This window comes from Blautia sp. NSJ-175 (assembly GCF_022867815.1).
Lineage (GTDB): Bacteria > Bacillota > Clostridia > Lachnospirales > Lachnospiraceae > Blautia > Blautia celeris.
This window is the reverse complement of sequence record NZ_JALIFQ010000013.1, coordinates 23,742-37,314: the sequence shown is the minus strand read 5'-3', so window position 1 is coordinate 37,314 and position 13,573 is coordinate 23,742. Positions and strand designations below refer to the sequence as shown.

Annotated in this window: 13 protein-coding genes; 8 read left to right on the top strand and 5 right to left on the bottom strand. The window is 48.0% G+C overall.

Annotated elements, in window-relative coordinates:
- Nucleotides 1–21: 21 nt before the first annotated feature.
- Nucleotides 22–768: a helix-turn-helix domain-containing protein gene (locus MUB35_RS19145; protein WP_033139588.1), complete on the bottom strand. Its 747-nt coding sequence runs from the start codon at nucleotides 766–768 to the stop codon at nucleotides 22–24.
- Nucleotides 769–900: 132 nt separating this feature from the next.
- On the opposite strand from MUB35_RS19145, the gene MUB35_RS19140 reads away from it, so the two are divergent.
- From MUB35_RS19140 to abc-f, 7 genes are all read left to right on the top strand, one after another.
- Nucleotides 901–1,392, top strand: a complete 492-nt coding sequence (locus MUB35_RS19140) for a sporulation initiation factor Spo0A C-terminal domain-containing protein (protein WP_103732030.1) — start codon at nucleotides 901–903, stop codon at nucleotides 1,390–1,392.
- A gap of 76 nt (nucleotides 1,393–1,468) precedes the next feature.
- A complete protein-coding gene (gene vanR / locus MUB35_RS19135) occupies nucleotides 1,469–2,164 on the top strand; it encodes a VanR-ABDEGLN family response regulator transcription factor (protein ID WP_033139589.1) in 696 nt (231 codons plus the stop codon).
- On the top strand, nucleotides 2,142–3,302 hold the full coding sequence (locus MUB35_RS19130) for a sensor histidine kinase (RefSeq protein ID WP_244806643.1): 1,161 nt from the start codon (nucleotides 2,142–2,144) through the stop codon (nucleotides 3,300–3,302). The genes vanR and MUB35_RS19130 overlap by 23 nt, the downstream gene beginning before the upstream one ends.
- A gap of 134 nt (nucleotides 3,303–3,436) precedes the next feature.
- A complete protein-coding gene (locus MUB35_RS19125) occupies nucleotides 3,437–4,399 on the top strand; it encodes a D-alanyl-D-alanine carboxypeptidase family protein (protein WP_225305316.1) in 963 nt (320 codons plus the stop codon).
- Nucleotides 4,400–4,558: 159 nt separating this feature from the next.
- Nucleotides 4,559–4,762 carry a helix-turn-helix transcriptional regulator gene (locus MUB35_RS19120; protein WP_033139591.1) on the top strand — a complete coding sequence of 68 codons (204 nt, stop codon included), beginning with the start codon at nucleotides 4,559–4,561 and terminating at the stop codon, nucleotides 4,760–4,762.
- Entirely contained in the window at nucleotides 4,759–5,190 is a 432-nt protein-coding gene (locus MUB35_RS19115) for a hypothetical protein (RefSeq protein ID WP_033139592.1), read from the top strand. Before MUB35_RS19120 ends, MUB35_RS19115 begins: the two co-directional genes overlap by 4 nt.
- Before the next feature lie 390 nt (nucleotides 5,191–5,580).
- A complete protein-coding gene (gene abc-f, locus MUB35_RS19110) occupies nucleotides 5,581–7,104 on the top strand; it encodes a ribosomal protection-like ABC-F family protein (RefSeq protein ID WP_244806642.1) in 1,524 nt (507 codons plus the stop codon).
- Here abc-f and MUB35_RS19105 read toward each other — a convergent pair.
- Nucleotides 7,101–8,063 carry a phosphotransferase family protein gene (locus MUB35_RS19105; RefSeq protein WP_244806641.1) on the bottom strand — a complete coding sequence of 321 codons (963 nt, stop codon included), beginning with the start codon at nucleotides 8,061–8,063 and terminating at the stop codon, nucleotides 7,101–7,103. The two genes, abc-f and MUB35_RS19105, sit on opposite strands and share 4 nt — an antisense overlap.
- The gene (locus MUB35_RS19100; RefSeq protein ID WP_244806640.1) at nucleotides 8,060–9,385 is read right to left on the bottom strand and encodes an MATE family efflux transporter; all 1,326 of its coding nucleotides are present in this window, start codon (nucleotides 9,383–9,385) and stop codon (nucleotides 8,060–8,062) included. The genes MUB35_RS19105 and MUB35_RS19100 overlap by 4 nt, the downstream gene beginning before the upstream one ends.
- Before the next feature lie 169 nt (nucleotides 9,386–9,554).
- Here MUB35_RS19100 and MUB35_RS19095 point away from each other — a divergent pair, with 169 nt between their 5' ends.
- Entirely contained in the window at nucleotides 9,555–12,002 is a 2,448-nt protein-coding gene (locus MUB35_RS19095; RefSeq protein WP_244806639.1) for an ATP-binding cassette domain-containing protein, read from the top strand.
- A 58-nt stretch (nucleotides 12,003–12,060) separates the two neighbouring features.
- Here MUB35_RS19095 and MUB35_RS19090 read toward each other — a convergent pair whose 3' ends face one another.
- Together MUB35_RS19090 and MUB35_RS19085 are read right to left on the bottom strand one after the other, a co-directional pair.
- On the bottom strand, nucleotides 12,061–12,711 hold the full coding sequence (locus MUB35_RS19090; RefSeq protein WP_148393884.1) for an ABC-2 transporter permease: 651 nt from the start codon (nucleotides 12,709–12,711) through the stop codon (nucleotides 12,061–12,063).
- Nucleotides 12,708–13,571 carry an ABC transporter ATP-binding protein gene (locus MUB35_RS19085; protein WP_033139598.1) on the bottom strand — a complete coding sequence of 288 codons (864 nt, stop codon included), beginning with the start codon at nucleotides 13,569–13,571 and terminating at the stop codon, nucleotides 12,708–12,710. Before MUB35_RS19085 ends, MUB35_RS19090 begins: the two co-directional genes overlap by 4 nt.
- Between the last annotated feature and the right edge of the window lie 2 nt (nucleotides 13,572–13,573).

Genomic DNA, 13,573 nt, shown 5'->3' with positions numbered 1-13,573 from the left:
GTAAAAGCCGCTTCTGACAGGCTAATCCTGTTGGAATGCGGCTTTTTCTGTTGTCAGTTCAGGGACATCCATACATCCCACATAGCGGCCTACGCGGCGGTATTGGTAATAATCTGTGACCGAAATATCGTCAATTGTCCCGTTTAAGGATTTCAGGAGGACATTTTTATGATTTTTATAAAATCTTCCGATGAACAGCAGGCCGTTATGGAGCACCATCCATATTTCGCCGTTTTTGGGGCGGAGGCAGTCATTGCGGTGGAAGCCCAGGACAGAATTTCTGAAGAATTTCGGCTCCAGCAGATCGGTTCGTATCCAGACAAGAAAGGTGCAGTCCTCTGTCAGCGGATTTTTATCTACCGTAACGTTATGCGTCTTAACACTGTCAAATTCGGCCCAGCCGTTAACAATATTGGTGAATTCATAACACCTCAGGGTCATCTTTTCATTGGTTTTCAGACGTGTCATACGGTCGTATTCCAGATCAATGACATATTTGATATATTCCTTCTGACAGACGGGCAGTTGTTTGAAACGGCGGAGATATTCTTCGTAATCATAGGGAATGGTGACAGGCCGCCCTGAAAATTCATCCAGTGAGCAGTTGAGGGCCGTGGCTATGGCAGACATGGTTTCAAATCCCGGATTGGCGGTGATGCCGCTTATGATTTTTGAAAGTGTTCCCACAGGGATATTACTGATAAGGGACAGCATCTCAATGGTATAACCCTGTGCCTTCATGATTTCTTTGATTTTTTTATTGTTCATGTTCCGTTCCTTCCAAATATGGAATAATATGGCAGCAAGCTGCGTTGACAAGTATATGCCGGTTTCATATAATAGAAACATTCGTGTTTTACTGAGCCACTGAGAAATATTCTATTTGGGAGGAAATATACCATGAATCGTGAAAATTTTCAAGAACTGATGTCTGAGGGAAGGCTGCTGGAGATAGCTCTGCAATATCTGCTGGAGTCAGAAACCCAGGAGAAAAAGGAAAGGCATACAGAACATATAACCGGTTACATTCAGGAACGGATGGAAAAGGATGTGGGGGCATGTACAGGGGTCCTGCTGAACAGGCTGGGTATCACTCCGAATCTGAAAGGGCATACATATCTGAGGAAAGCCATCGAACTGGAGGTGGAAAGCAACAGCAGCATGGAGGGTATGATGAAATGTCTGTATCCCCAGGTAGCTGCTGACTGCAACGCGTCACCGGCCAGTGTGGAGCGGAATATCCGCCACGCCATAGAGGTAATGTGGGAGCGGGGCAACCAGGAGCTTTACCGGGAAATTACAAACCATTATGTGCAGAAGCGTCCCAGCAACGGACAGTTTATCACCTCCATTGCCGCATATTTCCGGGACGGACGGATATTTATACACTGAAAGACAAAAACTTAGGATAAACTTAATAAATTCTCAACGATTTCCTGGTATGATAGCGAAAGGAGGAGGATTAGAAATGGCAGAAAAGATACTGGTAGTGGATGACGAGAAAGAGATTGCTGATCTGGTAGCGCTTTATCTGGAAAATGAGAATTATCAGGTCTATAAATATTATACAGCAGAGGAGGCAGTGGCCTGTATTGAAAGGGAAAAGATAGACCTGGCCCTGCTGGATATTATGCTTCCCGGTATGAGCGGTCTGGAAATATGCAGAAAGATCAGGGAAACATACACATTTCCTGTGATCATGCTGACCGCAAAGGGGGAGGAACTGGATAAGATCACCGGCCTGAGCCTCGGAGCTGACGATTATATCACAAAGCCATTCCGGCCTCTGGAGCTGGTGGCAAGAGTGAAGGCCCAGCTCCGCAGGTATAAGAGGTACAACTCCGGTTATGAAGCGGATGCAGATATTCTGGAGCATTCCGGCCTTGTGCTGAATATCAGGACACATGAATGCACACTGGATGAAAAACCTCTTTCCCTGACACCTACAGAATTTTCGATCCTGCAGATTCTGTGCAGGAAGAAGGGAAAAGTGGTGAGCGCGGAGGAATTGTTCCATGAGATCTGGGGTGATGAGTATTTCAGCAAGAGCAATAATACCATAACAGTGCATATCCGCCACCTGAGGGAGAAGATGAATGACTCTTTTGAGAGTCCGAGATATATCAAGACAGTCTGGGGGTATGGATATAAAATTGAAGGATAAGATTTTGTTTCTTTTAAAAATCATCATTGGTGCTAGTGTGATATTTATGATATGTTTCGGTATTTTTTATGTTGTGGATATTTACGGGAACGGCCTGGTGCTGGACTGGATCGCTGATAAATTTGTATCCACTTCCGTGCAGACCAATACAACGACAGGAGCGGAGTTTTACAAACAGGAGATTTCCTGGTTCGCGGTGAAAGATTTTCTGCTGAAGTGTTTTTGTATCGTTTCGCTATTTATTTCAGCAGTTATCTATTTTACCATTCATTTCTATACAAAGCGTAAAGTGGCAGACACAGAAAAAGAAGCGGGAAAGCTGATCCGCAGGTATATGGATACTGAAAATGCCCGGGCGGAAGATGTGTTTGCACAGCAGTACGCAGAGATCGGAACGGAGATGGAGCGTGTAAAGTCGGTCATGCGGCATCACGAACAGGTATTAAAAGAGGAAAGCAGGCGCAAGAGCGATCTGCTGACATATCTGGCCCATGACTTGAAGACTCCGCTTACCTCTGTGATGGGGTATCTGAGCCTGCTTAACGAGGCGCCGGATATGCCGGAGGCACAGAAGGAAAAGTATGTGGGGATTGCTTTTGACAAGGCCTGCCGTCTGGAAAGCCTTTTAAATGAGTTTTTTGAGATCACCCGCTACAACCTACAGGAGATACCCCTGGAAAAAGAGACCATTGACCTGTATTATATGCTGGTGCAGATGATGGATGAATTTTATCCGATTCTCACTGCCCACGGAAATACAGCAGAGCTGCGCGCAGATGAGGAACTGAAACTGTACGGAGATTCGGAAAAGCTGGCAAGGGTCTTTAACAATATCCTGAAAAATGCGGTGGCGTACAGCTATCCGGACACAGTGATCCGGATCACTGCCCGGGAGGCAGGGGAAAATATGGAAATCTCTTTTGCAAATAGGGGAAAAACCATACCAAAGCAGAAGCTGGAATCCATCTTTGAGAAATTCTTCCGTCTGGATGAGGCCCGGGGCAGCAACACAGGAGGCGCAGGGCTGGGACTGGCGATCGCAAAGGAGATCGTGGAACAGCACGGAGGAACCCTGCGGGCAGAAAGCAAAGATGAACTGACGGTATTCTATGTGTCACTCCCTCTTCGCCAATCCTGAAAAATGGCAGCATCTTAGGATTTTCTTAGGAAAATATCAACTGAATATTAAAGTAAAGAACTCCCCGGACAGATATAATGTTATTAAGAACAGGGGAGTTCTTTATATATACGCAGAGAGGAAGTGCTGACCTAATGGAAAAGAGAGAGAAGACGGCCAAAAGGATGACAAAAAGACAGAGGAGGAGAAGGCAGAGAAGGAGGCGGATACTGGCGGCAGTGATGCTGTCCGTGGTTTTGTTAGGCTTTTCTGCATATTTTGTTTTGGGACAGGACAAAGGGGAGATGTCTTCATGGACAGAGCAGACTGATACAGAAAGCCTGAAAGGGATCAACAGCAGAAATGCCATTCTGGAGGAGCTTAAGACAGGGAAGATATTGGCGGATAAAGGGGCAGATGACAGAATCTATCCGGCATCCCTGACCAAGATCATGACAGCGGTTCTGGCAATCGAAAATATTCCGGATCTTAAGGAGAGCATAACAGTCCCGGAGAGCATATTTCCCGGCCTCTACGCGGAAGGGGCGTCCATGGCCGGGTTTTGCCCGGGGGAAGAGGCTGTGGGGACAGATCTTCTCTACGGGGTGCTGCTTCCCTCAGGTGCGGAATGCTGCCTGGCTTTTGCCGACCGAATCGCCGGTTCGGAGGAGGATTTTGTGAAAATGATGAATGATAAGGCCGGAGAGCTGGGAATGGAGCATACGCATTTTACCAATTCCACGGGGCTTCAGGATGAGAACCATTATTCCACAGTGAGGGACATCTCTGTACTGCTTCGGTACGCTCTGGAATCGGATACCTTCCGCCGGGTATTTACCAGCAGCAGCCACAGCACCAATCCATCGGCATGCCATCCGGATGGATTTACCTTTGTCAGCACCATGTTCCGGGAGATGAACAGCGCGGCAGTGTCAGGCGGCGAGATCCTGGGAGGAAAGACAGGATACACCAAAGACGCGGGACTCTGCCTTGCCAGTCTCGCAGTCATAGACGGAAAAGAGTACATTCTTGTGACGGCTCATGCAAGGGGAGACCATGAGACGAAGCAGTATCATGTGGAAGATGCGGTGAAGATATACAGTCAAATAGGGAAATGAAGTATGGTTCCCAAAGTGCAGAAAAAATCAGAGAGTGTAAATTCTCTGATTTTTTCTGCATTTCATAATTAAATAAATATGGAAAGCAAACTTGACATTGTGGGAAAGAGTGCTATAATTAATGTATGGAAAGCAAACTTTCCATACAGAGGTGATAACATGAAAAATCGGCTGGAAGAATTGAGAAAACAAAGGGGAATCAAACAGGAAGAACTGGCGGAGGCAGTGCAGGTATCCCGTCAGACAATAGGTTCTCTGGAAAATGGACGATATAATCCGTCTATCCTGCTGGCATTTAAGCTGGCAGGATATTTTGGAGTCACAATTGAAGATATTTTCATATATGAGGAGGATGCAGAATGACGAAAAAAGAAAGAAACAGACATTTTATTAACATTTCAATCGGATGTGTTCTTTTTATCCTCGGAATTACCGGAATATCGGATGAATATTATGCGTTAATGGCATGTGTCGGGGGAGCCACATTTTTTGCAAACGGAGTACTTCCTTTTTTTTCAAATTTTTATTATCGGTCGCCGAAGCGAAGAAAGAAGTATGAAGAACGGCTTCATAAAAGAAAGATTAACTACATTGACGAACGTAAAAAGTTTCTTCGTGACAAAGCAGCCCACGTGTCGTATATGTTCATGTGGATGATTTTACTTCTTCTGGCCTTCATACTCACTCTGTTGAAGGTGGAATGGTGGGTGGCGGCAATGCTGGCAGGGCTCAGTGTACTGCAGTATCTCATTGCCAGTGTGGCCTTTTTCTATCTGGAGCGAAAAATGTAAAGAAAGGCTTGAAATGTATATCCGGCTGTGATATGCTGTCACCAGTATATAAAGAGAGGTGCTACGATGAGAAAATAATCTATTTTTTAAAAACATGCGGAACTGGAAGAACGATACCATGGGTATCGGAGGTTTGTCATGTTATCAGAAGATAGATTATATTCATCCAATACAAGCTTAGCTGCAGTGACAGCGGGAGAGAGATCGATACTCTTACTGTCTGCATAAGGTTATGCTGTGCGCCTTTTTAAGATGTGGTCATATTCCGTAAATTGATTGAGCGTGTATGGAAAGCATGGATATAAAAAATCGTCTGGTAACAGGCGATTTTTTTATGGCGGCAGAATGGCAGAGAGCAGCATTCTGCGCCCACTGGGAGAGTGATCTATTATGGCAAAAATAAGCGCATCGGGATTGACTTTTTGTTACGACGGAAGTTATGACGACATATTTTATGAGGCATCCTTTATCATGGATACCAATTGGAAACTTGGCCTGATCGGACGAAACGGCAAGGGCAAGACCACACTGCTCAGGCTTTTGATGGGGCAGTATTCCTACAGGGGAAGTATCAGCAGTTCGGTTTTATTCGATTATTTTCCTTTTCAAATACAAAAGGAGGATATGGAGCGTGATACGATAGAAGTGATCGAACGCATACAGCCTGACTATGAGCAGTGGAGAATCTGCAGGGAACTGGAACTTCTGCATGTGGAGGCAGATATTCTCTACCGTCCGTATCAGACACTGAGCCACGGAGAGCGAACAAAGGTCATGCTGGCAGTGCTTTTTTCCAGGGAAAATTATTTTCTGCTCATTGATGAGCCGACGAATCACCTGGATATGGAGACCAGAGAGCTGTTGTGTGCGTACCTGAACAGGAAGAAGGGATTTATACTGGTATCCCATGACAGATGGCTGCTGGATTCCTGTATTGACCACGTGCTGGCCCTGGAGCGGAATCAGATCGAGGTGGAAAAAGGAAACTTTACTTCCTGGTGGGAGAATAAGCAGAGAAGAGACCAATATGAGATATCAGAAAACGAAAAGCTGAAACAGGAGATCAAAAAGATGGAGGAATCCGCCAGAAAGGCTTCTGCCTGGGCAGAGAAGGCGGAAAACACCAAGATTGGTTTTAATCCTTTGAAGGAACATGACAGGTTCCTGGACACAAGAGCTTACATCGGGGAAAAAGCCAGGCGCATGCAGCAGAGAAGAAAGAACCTGGAGCGCAGGCAGCAGACTGCCATCAGAGAAAAGGAACAGCTTTTAAAAAATCTGGAGCAGCCCGCACAGCTCAGACTGACACCCCTTACCCATCACAAGGAGACCTATATCAGAATAAAGGATGCTTCTGTTTCTTACGGCAGCCATCAGGTGATCCGAAACTTCAGTATGGAGCTGAAACGTGGAGAACGCATTCTGCTGCAGGGAAAAAACGGCTGCGGAAAATCCAGTATTCTGAAAATGATCCTGCGCGACGCAGGCATGCGCCTTCCCCGGGAGAAGGATTTCTGTGTACAGGGACAGCATGAGCTGGCAGCGGGGCTGGAAATTTCTTATATCAACCAGGATACTTCCTTTTTAAGGGGCAGTCTGGATGCGTATATGGAGCGGGAATCCCTGGACGGCAGCCTTTTCAGGGCAATTCTGCGGAAGCTGGATTTTGAAAGGATACAGTTTGAAAAGCCCATGGAAGAGTATTCAGAAGGCCAGAAGAAGAAAGTCCTCATAGCCTCCAGCCTTCTGAAGCCGGCCCATCTCTACATTTGGGATGAACCTATGAACTACATTGACATATTTTCCAGAATGCAGATTGAGGAACTGATCCTGGAGTATGAACCAACCATGCTGTTGGTTGAGCATGACAGGGATTTTGGAAACCGCTGTGCCACGCAGGTGATCACAATCTAGAGCCTGAGATTCAGCTCGGCAAACTTTTCTGTGAGTATTCCTGTGGACCAGTCGTACATCTGGGTGGTTTCATACTGCCTGTAGGTGTACTCCTGGGCAACCAGTACCATCAGATAGATATCATACCAGAGGGCCCGGAGCTGTTCCTCTGGTGTTAAGCATTCCTTACCGTACCCCTGAAGAAAATCCGGGTCCTGTCCGTAGGTGCGGAAGCCCACTTCCATAAGCGGGTCAGCCCAAAGACTGCGTTCCCAGTCAATGAGGCCGGAAATCCTGCCGTTTTTCACGAAGATGTTGCCGTCCCATAAGTCCCAGTGAACCAGGCAGGGTACCGTAACCTGTTCAAACAGGGACCTGCTGTTTTCAAGAAAGCTTCTGAGGGTTGGGACGGGGATTTTCAGATCCACAGACATGGCCTTGGCGTCGGAAAAGGCCATGTCCATCATGCGGCAGAAGACCGTGTACCAGTCGTTGCCCTGCATTTGGGGCTGGCCGATATAGCCGAAGGACTCCCCGGTGATGCTGTTTATTTTGCGGTTGAGCATTCCGGTATCCCTGCGAATCTGTTTTTTGACGGATTCCGGTACGGAATCTGCCAGGGAGAAGAGACTGTTTCCTTCCAGCTTTTCCATGAAAAAGTAGGGGGAGCTGCACAGGGTGAGACTGTCATCAAAAAAGAAGATTTTTGCCACAGGCACATCTGTTTTCTCGGCGGCAAGTCTCATGGCAGCCACTTCACTGTACATGATATTCTTTTCGTAGGACATGATACAGGCATCCCTTGGGGGTGCTATTTTTAAAACGGATTCCCGTCCGCTGTCAAAACGCAGAAGATAAGCCACGTTAAAATATCCTTCCGTAAGTTCCAGAATCTCTGTACAGGTTTCACCGGGAAAGGCTTTTTGTGCCATTTGTTTCAGCGTTTCAGCGGACTGTGTGTTTTTTGTCATACTTTTCATATTGATACCTCACATTTGTTTTTTTGGTATATCCGGACGGCCCAGGCAGCAGTCACAAGATCACCTGCCGCGCATGCAGCCCAGAGAACGGTTATATTTCCTAAAAAGCCGGCAGCAAGCAGGATGGGAAGCTGGATCAGGCAAATACTTCCGATGGAAAGAAGGAAGGCTGTCCTTGCATTTCCGGTTGACTGGAAATAAGCTGCGGCTGTCTGGACAAAGCCTTTCACACAAAAGGAAAGGCTCATGATCCGCAGAGCCTGCATTCCAATCCTGCGGATTTCTTCCTGGTCTGTGAAGAAGCGGAAGATAAGGCCTGCTCCGGCCAGGGAAAGCAGGGTGATGGCAAGGCCATAGAAAAAGTCAGCCTTCAGGGCACACCGGACCGTATCCCGGACTCTTTTGTAGTTTCTGTCCCCGTAATTGTAGCCGATAATGGGCTGGATGCCCTGCATGATACCGGTAAACGGTGTGAAGAGGACAGAGGTGATGCGGCTTAAGATAGAGTAAGCGCCAAGGGCCATGGTACCGCCTGCTGCAACCAGCATATGGTTGAATACCGCAATGATAAAGCTGCTGCCCAGGTTATTCAGAAAGGAGGGCAGGCCCACAGAGACGATTTCCCCTGCCAAAGCTCTGTGAAAGCGGATATGGCGCAGGGAAATCCTGCAGGGTGTCTTCTTCCGTATAAAGAAATAATACAGGCTGGTAAGCATGGAAACAGCCTGGGAGGCCAGAGTTGCCAGGGCAGCTCCGGATATTCCCATATGAAAGACATAGATGAAAAGCGGGTCCAGCACCATATTCAGCAAAACAGGGAGAGACCACTGCAGGGTGGAATAGGAGATGTCTCCGTTGGCCCGCATTACGCCGGAAAATCCGGTGCTTATAATGGTTCCTGCCAGCAGAATCCTGCCGTAGTCACGTATGTAGGGCAGAATCTGCCCGGAGGCGCCCAGAAGTCTGACCAGAGGCTCGAACAGGCCAAGGCCCGCAAGCGTGACCAGCCCGGCGCAGATGAGCCAGAGAAAGAACATGCAGCCAACAGCGTCGGCAGCCTTCTCCTTTTCCTTTGCACCAAGCTTTCTGGACAGCACAGAGCCGGTTCCTGAGCCGACTGTGGTGGTGATGCCCCCGATCAGGACGGTCACAGGGGAGAAGACGCCGACGGCTGCGCTTGCATACCCGCCCACACCCCGGGACACATAGAAGGCATCGGTCAAGCCGTACATGCTGTATAAGATCAGGGAAAATGTGGTCTGGGAGCACATAGTGAGCAGCAGGCTTTTCAGCGGCTGCTGTCCCAAACGGTTTTCTGTCAATCATATCACCGCCTTAATAGGATTTTTTGTAACTGTTCAGCCAGGTCTGCGCATTTACTGCGCTGACCGTGTATAAGACCGGTTACGTTCTCTTTATGGTATCAGTATACAGAAAAATATTTAAAATAGCTATAGCCTGTACAACCAATCTGTAAAAAAGGAGGTATTCATGAATACGATCAAGATAACAGGCGCCTGGGAGGGCTGCCTGAAAAACATTTCCCTGGAAATACCGAAGAATAAACTGGTGGTTTTCACCGGATTGTCAGGATCCGGAAAATCCACGCTGCTGATCGATGTCCTGTACAATGAATGTCAGAGACAGTATCTGGAAGCCATGGCCTTTCAGGGAATAAACAAACCGAAAGTGGAGCGCATACAGGGCGCGTCCCCCGCCATTGTGATACAGCAGACAGCCTCAAACCGCAATCCGCGCTCCACAGTGGGAACCATGACAGATGTCTATACTGACCTGCGGATGATCTATGAGAAGCTGGGGGTCAGGACTTGTCCCCACTGCGGCAGCGTGATCTCCTCCTCTTCATGTAAGGAGGAGACTGAGAAAAAAGGAAATGATTTTTATGTTTATATGTACTGCAGTACGTGCGGCAGAAGGATGGATAAGATCACACGCACTTATTTTTCTTTTAACACCAGGGAGGGCGCATGCCCGGCCTGCGAAGGCCTGGGGAAGATACATTCCATAAAAAAGGAACGGGTGACAGACGAGTCCCTGTCCCTGGAGGACGGAGCGGTACGTTTTTTTGAAAAACAATATGGAAAATACCAGTGCTCTGTACTGAAAAAGGCCTTTGCCCACTATGGGCTTGACCAGGACTTAAGTGTACCTGCAGAGCGGTTTAGCCGGGAACAGAAAGCAGTTTTGTACGAGGGAGCTGACAGCAGCGCGGTAAAAGCGCTTTTTCCGGACCGTGAACCGCCGAAAAGTGTCACGCAGGGCAGGTTTGAGGGGATTTACCCTATTTTGTGGAGACGTCTGGCAGAAAAAAACGGGGATACAAAGCAGCTCGGGGAATATTTTGACGTGGTGGAGTGTCCCCGGTGTAAAGGAGAAAGGCTTGGAGAGATCAGCCGGAAGGTGACTGTGCGGGGCATCCGTCTGCCGGAGCTTTCCCTCTTTTCCCTGGAAAAATTATACGGATGGGTGCAGGAGCTGCGGAGTTTACTGACAGAGCATGAAAAAGAATTTGTAGATGCCTATCTGCTTGATATAGAGACAAAGCTTGGACGTTTTATGAAGGTGGGGCTTGGATACCTGTCCTTAGACAGGCAGATCCTTACACTGTCCGGAGGGGAGATGCAGCGTCTCCGGCTGGCTGCAGCGCTGGATTCGGAGCTGTCCGGTATTCTATACATTCTGGATGAACCCACTGCAGGACTGCATCCGAGAGATACAGAGGGGCTGCTGGCAATCCTGAAAAGGCTCCGTGATATGGGAAATACGGTGCTTGTCATAGAACATGATGTGGATGTTATGGCAGGCGCGGACTATGTGATGGATATGGGACCCGGATCAGGAAAATACGGCGGGGAGGTGATTGCCGCAGGTACTCTCGCTGAGATCATGCAGCAGAGTGCCTCTGTGACCGGAACCTATCTGCAGAACCCCCAGCCCGGGAAGATGAGATTCAGGGCGCCTGACGGAGCTGTCCGGATTGAGAATGCGGATATTTTTAACCTGAAGCATGTGTCTGTGGAGATTCCCACAGGGTGCCTTGTCTCCGTCACCGGCCCTTCAGGTTCGGGAAAATCCACGCTTATCTTTCAGGTGCTTGCAAAGGGGAGAACCGATGCGCAGCAGAATCGTGTCACAGGGCTTGAGCGGTTTGACAGGATCGTGGAGACGGACCAGTCGGCACTTGCCAGGATGAAACGGTCCAATGTGGCAACATTTTCAGAGGTTTATACAGAGATCAGGAATGTTTTCGCCGGCACGGAGGATGCAAAAAAGGCCGGTTTCTCAGCAAAACATTTTTCCTTTAACACACCGGGAGGCAGATGTGAAAACTGCGGAGGGATGGGATATGTGGAGAATAACATGCTGTTTTTTGCTAACACGGAAGTGGTCTGCCCGGTGTGTAACGGCAACCGGTTTGACAAGGGTGTGCTGGCTGTGACTTACCGGGGATACTCCATTAAGGAGATTCTGGATATGTCCGTAGATGAGGCGCGCCATGTCTTTGCAGACCATAAAAAAATCTTAAGGATATTGGCGCTGCTGCAGGATGTGGGGCTTGGTTATCTGCAGCTTGGGCAGTCGCTGACCACCTTGTCCGGCGGCGAAGGGCAGCGGCTGAAGCTGGCTAAGGAGCTGATCGAAAACCGTGGGAATAACCGGTGTCTGTATTTAATGGATGAGCCTACTACTGGGCTTCATCCGAGAGATATCGAACATTTTTTGGTACTTTTAGACCGGCTGACAGATGCCGGGAATACTGTCTTTGTGGTGGAGCATAACCAGCAGCTCATCAGAAACAGTGACTGGGTGATCGACCTTGGGCCGGAAGGCGGGGAAAAGGGCGGATTCGTGATTTTTGAGGGAACGCCGGAGGCCATGAAAGCCTGTGCTGCCAGTGTTACGGCAAAATATCTCTGAATTAAAAAATCCCCTGAAAGCCGGTAAAATACAGCCGGTTTTCGGGGGATATGGTATGTCAGAATTCTGCTTTTTTAAAGATGCCGAAGCTTATCCGGTACATGGCTGCCGTCCACAGAAGGAGGATAAGAGGAGAAATGCAGGTGAGCAGAAGGACAACGCTGTCTGTAAGCTCAATACCAAAACTTCTCAGAAGATAATACAGTCCCAGGCAGAGCAGTACGGGAAGCAGAAAGGCGGCGAGCATAAGTGTGCGGGCTTTTTCCGCTCCGAATTTAAAAAGCAGAGGAATGACAAGGCTGCCGAGAAAGAAGGAGATTGCCACGCCCGCAAGGCAGACTGCCAGCAGTTCCTGCCATTCAGATACGGAGGTGATATGAAATCTGCCGATTATGGCGCTGCCTGCGATTCCCAGGACACCGCCGAATACCGTGCCAAACAGACAGAAGCAAAGAAGGATCACAAATTTGCTGAGGACCAGGTCTTTTCTTGAGATTGGCATGATCATGGCGTATTTTTCCCATTTGGCGTTCTCATCGAAGCTGAATGTGGTGACAACCATCATGGCGCAGAGGATGCAGCATGTGATGACATAGGCCGCGGCGCCGCCCTGCGGGATCGTAATGAACAGAAAGATAAAGAGCATCAGGACCAGGGCTTTCATATTATGCATGATATTGTATATATCTTTTAAGATCAGACTCTTCATGACAGGACATCCCCCTTTACATACAACAGAAGTATATCGTCAATAGTTGCGTTGTCTATGACAAAATCTTTATATCTGCGTGCAGCTTTCTCTCTGTCGGCAACCAGTACATCCCACTGGTAATCCTTCTTTCTGCAGGCTAAAATGTCTTCTTTATCCAGCTTTTCAAACTGGGAGGAGCTGCAGCGGATGATACCGTAACGGTAGATCAGTTCGTCCTTTTCTTTGTCGAAAATAATTTTCCCGTTGTGTAAAAATGCAATATAGTCAGCCACCTTTTCCAGGTCTGTGGTAATATGGGAGGACATGAGAATGGAATGGTTCTCATCCTGGACAAAATCCAGGAACACATCCAGGATATCATCCCGCATCACCGGGTCAAGACCGCTTGTGGCCTCATCCAGAATGAGGAGTTTTGGGTCATGGGAGAGGGCGGCTGCGATGCTGAGCTTCATTTTCATTCCTTTTGAAAAGGTTTTGATCTCCTTATCTGCAGGGAGGGCAAACTGTTTCAGGTAGTCATGGTAGGTTTGGGTATTCCATTTTTTATAGGCGGCTGCGGAAATTTTTTCAATCTTGGCCGGTGTGAGGGATTCGTGGAAATGGATTCCGTCAAATACAACCCCGATATCTTCTTTCATGTCTTTTCTGTCTTCCGTCAGCTCTTCTCCGAAGAGGCGGACGGTTCCGTCATCCTTTCGGATCAGATCCAGGATCCCTTTCAGAGTGGTGCTTTTTCCCGCGCCGTTTTCTCCGATCAGCCCCACAATGGTTCCCCTTGGAACTGAGAATGATATATGGTCCAGCGTAAAATCAGGATACTGTTTTGTCAGATTCTCCACTTGTAAAATTGGCTCCATAG

Bases quoted from the DNA above. Each gene is read 5' to 3' on its own strand.
- vanR (WP_033139589.1), top strand. From the start codon at position 1,469: ATGGCAGAAAAGATACTGGTAGTGGATGACGAGAAAGAGATTGCTGAT.
- MUB35_RS19085 (WP_033139598.1), bottom strand. From the start codon at position 13,571: ATGGAGCCAATTTTACAAGTGGAGAATCTGACAAAACAGTATCCTGAT.
- abc-f (WP_244806642.1), top strand. From the start codon at position 5,581: ATGGCAAAAATAAGCGCATCGGGATTGACTTTTTGTTACGACGGAAGT.
- MUB35_RS19090 (WP_148393884.1), bottom strand. From the start codon at position 12,711: ATGAAGAGTCTGATCTTAAAAGATATATACAATATCATGCATAATATG.
- MUB35_RS19120 (WP_033139591.1), top strand. From the start codon at position 4,559: ATGAAAAATCGGCTGGAAGAATTGAGAAAACAAAGGGGAATCAAACAG.
- MUB35_RS19140 (WP_103732030.1), top strand. From the start codon at position 901: ATGAATCGTGAAAATTTTCAAGAACTGATGTCTGAGGGAAGGCTGCTG.
- MUB35_RS19125 (WP_225305316.1), top strand. From the start codon at position 3,437: ATGGAAAAGAGAGAGAAGACGGCCAAAAGGATGACAAAAAGACAGAGG.
- MUB35_RS19115 (WP_033139592.1), top strand. From the start codon at position 4,759: ATGACGAAAAAAGAAAGAAACAGACATTTTATTAACATTTCAATCGGA.
- MUB35_RS19095 (WP_244806639.1), top strand. From the start codon at position 9,555: ATGAATACGATCAAGATAACAGGCGCCTGGGAGGGCTGCCTGAAAAAC.
- MUB35_RS19105 (WP_244806641.1), bottom strand. From the start codon at position 8,063: ATGAAAAGTATGACAAAAAACACACAGTCCGCTGAAACGCTGAAACAA.
- MUB35_RS19130 (WP_244806643.1), top strand. From the start codon at position 2,142: ATGGATATAAAATTGAAGGATAAGATTTTGTTTCTTTTAAAAATCATC.
- MUB35_RS19145 (WP_033139588.1), bottom strand. From the start codon at position 768: ATGAACAATAAAAAAATCAAAGAAATCATGAAGGCACAGGGTTATACC.